The sequence below is a fragment of the Acinetobacter sp. UBA3106 genome (assembly GCA_002365595.1).
Lineage (GTDB): Bacteria > Pseudomonadota > Gammaproteobacteria > Pseudomonadales > Moraxellaceae > Acinetobacter.
On the sequence record DFAM01000002.1, the window covers coordinates 97,724 to 103,921 of the forward strand.

At 39.6% G+C, this 6,198-nt stretch carries 6 protein-coding genes; 2 read left to right on the forward strand and 4 right to left on the reverse strand.

Annotation, left to right across the window (positions count from 1 at the left end; translation table 11 throughout):
• The coding region (locus tag B4C48_RS01235) for a hypothetical protein (protein WP_291352634.1) at positions 1-364 on the forward strand (364 nt) is incomplete at its 5' end.
• Positions 365-429: 65 nt separating this feature from the next.
• On the opposite strand, the gene B4C48_RS01240 is transcribed toward B4C48_RS01235, so the two are convergent.
• The 3 genes from B4C48_RS01240 to B4C48_RS01250 form a co-directional block, all read right to left on the reverse strand.
• A complete protein-coding gene (locus B4C48_RS01240; protein ID WP_291352636.1) occupies positions 430-711 on the reverse strand; it encodes a hypothetical protein in 282 nt (93 codons plus the stop codon).
• A 50-nt stretch (positions 712-761) separates the two neighbouring features.
• Positions 762-2,087: a hemolysin family protein gene (locus B4C48_RS01245; protein ID WP_291352638.1), complete on the reverse strand. Its 1,326-nt coding sequence runs from the start codon at positions 2,085-2,087 to the stop codon at positions 762-764.
• A 127-nt stretch (positions 2,088-2,214) separates the two neighbouring features.
• A complete protein-coding gene (locus tag B4C48_RS01250; protein WP_291352640.1) occupies positions 2,215-3,204 on the reverse strand; it encodes a LysR family transcriptional regulator in 990 nt (329 codons plus the stop codon).
• Positions 3,205-3,846: 642 nt separating this feature from the next.
• Here B4C48_RS01250 and B4C48_RS01255 point away from each other — a divergent pair.
• Complete coding sequence (locus B4C48_RS01255) at positions 3,847-5,448, forward strand: isocitrate lyase (protein WP_291352642.1); 1,602 nt, start codon at positions 3,847-3,849, stop codon at positions 5,446-5,448.
• A 132-nt stretch (positions 5,449-5,580) separates the two neighbouring features.
• Here the strand turns inward: B4C48_RS01255 and B4C48_RS01260 are convergent, their stop codons facing one another.
• A complete protein-coding gene (locus B4C48_RS01260; RefSeq protein ID WP_291352652.1) occupies positions 5,581-5,955 on the reverse strand; it encodes a diacylglycerol kinase in 375 nt (124 codons plus the stop codon).
• Between the last annotated feature and the right edge of the window lie 243 nt (positions 5,956-6,198).

The following is a 6,198-nucleotide window of genomic DNA, read 5'->3' on the forward strand; positions in this document are numbered from 1 at the left end:
TAAAGAAGCATTAGTGGCTTTGAATACGAGCTTTGAACGTAAGTTTGTTGAAGCCGTAACTTTGGCTCTGCATTTAAATGAAGCGCAAAGCAAAAAAATTCGTTATAAAAAAGACCGCATTCGTATTTTAAAAGCACATGGTATTGATTACATGGCGATTGACGGCGCTGAGACAGCTCAGGTTTTATCGCAAATTGCCCAGGCAATTACTCGTGAGGATGCGATTGTGACCCATGATTTGCATAATATTTTTCCATTCTGGAAAGAGGGCTGGCCAATGGTACAGTTCGACAATGCTTACAAGATTTTGGAAGATGACATTTCCATTCATTATCAAGCTGTTCTAGATGCCTTGATTAAATAATCTCAGCACTTGCAGTAAAAAAGCACCTTGTGGTGCTTTTTTTGTTGAAGAAAAACTTCAAAAATTTATGTGGAAAGCCAGGCCAGCAATAGGCTAATCGGCCAAATAAATAATCGCCACCAGCTGATCAATAGATAACACAGAAACTCACCCATTCGCAGGGTTGAATCATAATTTTTTCTTGACCGCTCATAACTATAGGGCGTGATCCAGCATGCCAAAATCAGCAATACAATGGCAAAAATCAGCATCACAGGCTGAGTTTGCTGAGTAAAAAAATAATAGATCAGATAAAGGCCTGAATAGAAACTCAGGCAGGCGAGAAGGGCGATCAATGAAAAATTCATCAGTGTGTTTCATTATTATTTTTGTTTTAGGTAAAGCGTGAAGAACCAGATTACTCCGGTTCTTCAGTATGGTTATTTTCCACTTCCTTTAAAAGACGTGTAACTAACAGTTGGTCAATTTTAAAATGATCAACATCGACCACTTCAAATTTATAGTTATCATAAATGACAGTGTCGGCAGGACGTGGAATCTTGCGTAAACGGTACATCATAAAACCGGCCAAGGTTTCATAATTTTCCTCATCTGGCATTTCATCAATTTCCAGAGCGTGCTTCAAGTCTTCTATCGGCGTACTACCATCAATTAACCAGGAATTATTGTCACGTTTAATGATTTGCTGATCTGCTTCAATTGGAGTAACCCAGTCGCCCATCACGGTAATCATAATGTCAGACAAGGTAATCACACCGACCACCAAGGCATATTCATTGATCACAACAGCAAATTTTTCTTTGGTTGAGCGAAAACGGTCGAGTAATTCAGACAGGGTCAAGGTATCGGGAATGGTCAATACATTACGAATGGTATTTTCATTCAATTGTAGTAAGGACTGATTGTTAAGGATACGAACCAGAATATCTTTGGCATCGACATAGCCAATCACATCATCAATATTTTCACTGCAAACCAGAAACTTAGAATACGGGTATTCTGCCAATTTTTGACGAATACTGGCTTCTGATTCCTTAAGCGTAAAGAAAATCACATTTTCACGCGTGGTCATACTTGAAGGAACATTTCGTTCTTCAAGCTCAAACACATTTTCAATAAAGTGATGTTCCTGTTTTTGCAATACACCAGCTTGGGCACCAGCATCCATCACGGCAGAGATATCAGCAAAGGTAATATTGTCTTCACGGGTGGTATTGACTTTAAACAGGCGGAATAACAGGTTGGCAATCGTATTGATAAACCAGGCTAAAGGCTTGCAGACAGTAATAAAAATTTGGATCGGATTAATCACCGATACTGCAATTTTTTCCGGCGCAATCATGGCCAAACGTTTTGGCATTAAATCGGCAAATAAAATAAACAGTGAAGTGACTAAGGTAAATGATAGGGTAAAGCTGATGGTTTCTACCCAGGGGCCTTGATAAAAACCTGTGACCAGTTCAAGAAAATAAGGACGAAAGGCACCTTCACCGAGAATACCACCTAAAATGGCAACGGCATTTAAACCGATTTGCGATGCTGCGAAGAAATCGGCTGAATTTTCCTGTAAATCTAATACTTTTTGAGCGCGTTCTTCGCCCGATTCAGCAAGGATTTTAAGTTTAACTTTACGTGCACCCGCAAGGGCAATTTCAGTTAAAGATAAAAAACCTGCCCCGACAATAAGGATGACGATGATGACGATATTTTGAAAGAGGCTCACAAATCCACCTGTGGATCATCATTATTATGAATATTTTTAACACAAAAGAACTTCAGGTAGTAAGACAATTACTACCCAAGTCAATACAGTATAAGCTTAAAAAAGAAGAAGTTAAGAAAAATCGTATTTAGTAGTGGGAAAATTGCGAATTATTGCTTAAAAATTCGCGATTTTCTTCTTCAATCATTTGACGTGCAACGTATAAAATCAGCTGACGTAACCAGCGGTGTGCAGGGTGATGATGTAATAACGGACACCATGCCATCTTCAATTCAAACTCGGGAATATAGAAGGGCGGGTCTTTCAGCAGCAAGTTTTGATTTTTGGCTTGTAAGCGAGCAATACGTGTAGGCAGCGTCGCCACCAGATCTACATTGGCTGCCAATAGTCCTGGCATCTGATAGTGACGGGTAAATACTGAAATCTTACGTTTTTGCCCGATACGCTCTAAAGCCTGATCAATCCAGCCCAAACCGGCCTGTTTTTCCGGATTGACGCCAAAGCCAACGCCCATGCCTGTTTTAGAAACCCAGATATGTTGTGCATCTAAATAACTTTTAAGGTTTAAATTCCCTGCCGCAGGATGCTTGTTGTTAAGCAAACACGAAAAACTGTCACGCCATACCAGGACCTGGTGGAAACTTTGTGGAATTTCATTGAAGCGGTTAATCGCAAGATCAACTTTACCTTGTTCCATATCGCGGTAAGACACGTCACTTGGGGTCAAGAAGTCGAGTACAACATTCGGTGCTTCGGAGCGTAATGCCTTTACCAAACGTGGTACTAAAGTCGCTTCCGCATAATCCGAAGTCATAATACGGAAAACACGATTAGAAGTATAAGGACGGAATTCGGTACGGGGTTCTAAAATCATGGATAAATCAGAAAGTGCATCGCGAATACGCGGTTGTAATTCCAGAGCACGTTCTGTTGGGGTCATTCCTTCAGAAGAACGAATGAGCAGCGGATCATTAAATAAGTTGCGTAAACGACGCAAAATGTTACTCATTGCAGGTTGGGTGACACCCAATTGTTCTGCAGCACGCGTTACATTTTTTTCGCGAAGCAGTACATCAAGATATATTAATAGGTTGAGGTCGACCCGCTCCAGATTCATACAAGAAATACCGAAAATAAACTCATGAAATTATTTCGATTATGCCATAAGCAACAAGGCTTGTGTAGGAATATTGCCGAAAAAAGAAACGAGATAAGGTGGGATTTGATATAGTTAAAATGAATTAATACAGGGATAGAAGCAATAAAAATTTTACTAATATGAGATAAACAAGCGACGATCAGGCGAGTTTGTTAATTTAAGGCAGAATTGCTTATTCAAGGAAATAAAAGTATCAATAGGGTGAATAATATACAGATGTATTTTGAAAAGATGATGTGAAAATGCGCAAAAATCGATTTAAAAATGACAAATCAAGCTTTTTGATGAACAGGCAAGACTTAAGTCTAATGAAGAAAAAATCAGCAAAATGAATGTTTTGTAATCAAAATTCGATTTTACTCATTTTTAATAAAATTATATAAAACAATAATTTAAAATTTTGAAACATAAATATAATACGACTTTGATCTACATATTTTTTAAATAAATACCGAGAATTAACAGAGGATATTGGATTAATTTTTTAACACCCTCTAATCTGTGTTCATCTTAACGAAGCGCTCTAAATCTAAACAAATAATATGAGTATGATTTTAGCCTTCGCTTGATGCAATCCTAATATTATTACAGGAAAATATCATGACTACATACCAAACAGCGATTGATGCAATCCGCGAATTAAAAGCGAAATTTGGCAACACTTGGGCAGACATCAGTGCTGAAGATGCTGCACGTATGCAAATGCAAAATCGTTTTAAAACCGGTTTAGACATTGCTAAATATACAGCTGCGATTATGCGTCGTGATATGGCTGCTTATGATGCTGACTCTAGCAAATACACTCAATCTTTGGGTTGCTGGCACGGTTTCATCGCACAACAAAAAATGATTGCGAACAAAAAATACTTCGGTACAACTGAACGTCGCTATATCTACCTTTCTGGTTGGATGGTTGCTGCACTTCGTTCAGAATTCGGTCCTCTTCCTGACCAATCTATGCACGAAAAAACATCTGTTCCTGCATTGATCGAAGAAATCTACACATTCTTACGTCAAGCTGACGCGAAAGAACTTAACGACTTGTTCCGTGCGCTTAAAAAAGCTCAAGAAGCGGGCGACACTGCTAAAGCTGCTGAAATCACTGCACAAATCGATGGTTTCCAAACTCACGTTGTGCCAATTATTGCGGACATCGACGCTGGTTTCGGTAACGAAGAAGCAACTTACTTACTTGCTAAGAAAATGATCGAAGCGGGTGCTTGTGCACTACAAATCGAAAACCAAGTTTCTGATGCGAAACAATGTGGTCACCAAGCTGGTAAAGTAACCGTTCCACACGAAGACTTCATCGCGAAAATCCACGCTCTTCGCTATGCATTCCTAGAAATGGGTCTTGACGACGGTATTATCGTTGCACGTACTGACTCTGAAGGCGCTGACTTGACTCAAAAAATCCCAGTGGTTAAAGAGCCAGGCGACATCGCTTCTCAATACATCAGCTACTTAGACACAACTGAAATCGACATTTCAGAAGCTCAAGAAGACGAAATCCTGATCAAACGTGATGGTAAACTTCACCGTCCAAAACGTCTTGCTTCTGGTCTATATCAGTTCCGTGAAGGCACTCAAATCGACCGCGTTGTACTTGACTGTGTAACTAGCTTACAAAACGGTGCTGACCTGCTTTGGATCGAAACTGCGACTCCAAACGTAGCTGAAATCGCTCACATGGTTAACCGGGTACGTGAAACAGTTCCAAATGCGAAACTTGTTTATAACAACTCGCCTTCGTTTAACTGGACTTTAAACTTCCGTCAACAAGCGTATGACCGTTGGGTTGCTGAAGGTAAAGACGTTTCTGCTTACGACCGTGCTAAATTAATGAGCGCTGAGTACGACGAAACTGAATTAGCGGCTGAAGCTGATGAGAAAGTTCGTACATTCCAAGCAGATGCTGCACGTGAAGCAGGTGTGTTCCACCACTTGATCACACTTCCGACTTACCACACTGCTGCACTTTCTACTCATGAGCTTGCACAAGGTTACTTCGGTTCTGAAGGTATGTTGGCTTATGTTGCTGGCGTACAACGTAAAGAAATCCGCGGTACTATCGCTTGTGTGAAACACCAAGCAATGGCGGGTTCTGACATCGGTGACGACCACAAAGAAATCTTCGCTGGTGACAATGCGCTTAAAGCGGGTGACGATGCGAAAAACACAATGAACCAATTCTCTGCATAAGCACTGAACTGATTCGAAAAAAACCCTGCGCAAGCAGGGTTTTTTTATGCTTTAAAGTTCAGAATGAGATATAAAAAAGCACCTGATAAAAGGTGCTATTTAACATCTGTAAAGATGAATGCAATAAAGTGCCTATTTAATCAGAATAATCAGCCAAACCAAAAAGATCATGCCAAGCGCGACAAACTGCGCAGCACTGCCCATGTCTTTGGCATTTTTTGACAGAGGATGTTTTTCTAAAGAAATACGATCCACCACGGCTTCAATCGCCGAATTAAATAATTCCACAATTAAAGCCAGTAAACAGACGGCAACCATGAGAGCCTGTTCAACCGCAGTGACATTCAGAAAAAAACTGACTGGAATAAGGACGATATTGATCAAGACAATCTGGCGAAAAGCAGCTTCATGATTAAATGCCGCCTTAAAGCCGGCAATTGAATATTGAGTTGCATTCAATATGCGCTTGACACCGGTTTTGCCTTTAAAGGGAGAATAAGAGTTCATTGCACTTAAACATGGAATAATTTGTGCCATCCTATTTGCTATTGCTTAATTCAAAATTAATTAACGCAATCCAATTAAAAGATTGAAATAAAAACAGTAAAAATGGTGTATGAGGAGCAAAATTCACAAGCAGTCATCATTGACTAAAGAAATTCTCTTCATATTTTCTCCTTATTTAAGGCAAAGTCTGATTTTTCTGTTAAATATGATTGGCTTTTATACTTCTGTCATTGATTATCAATA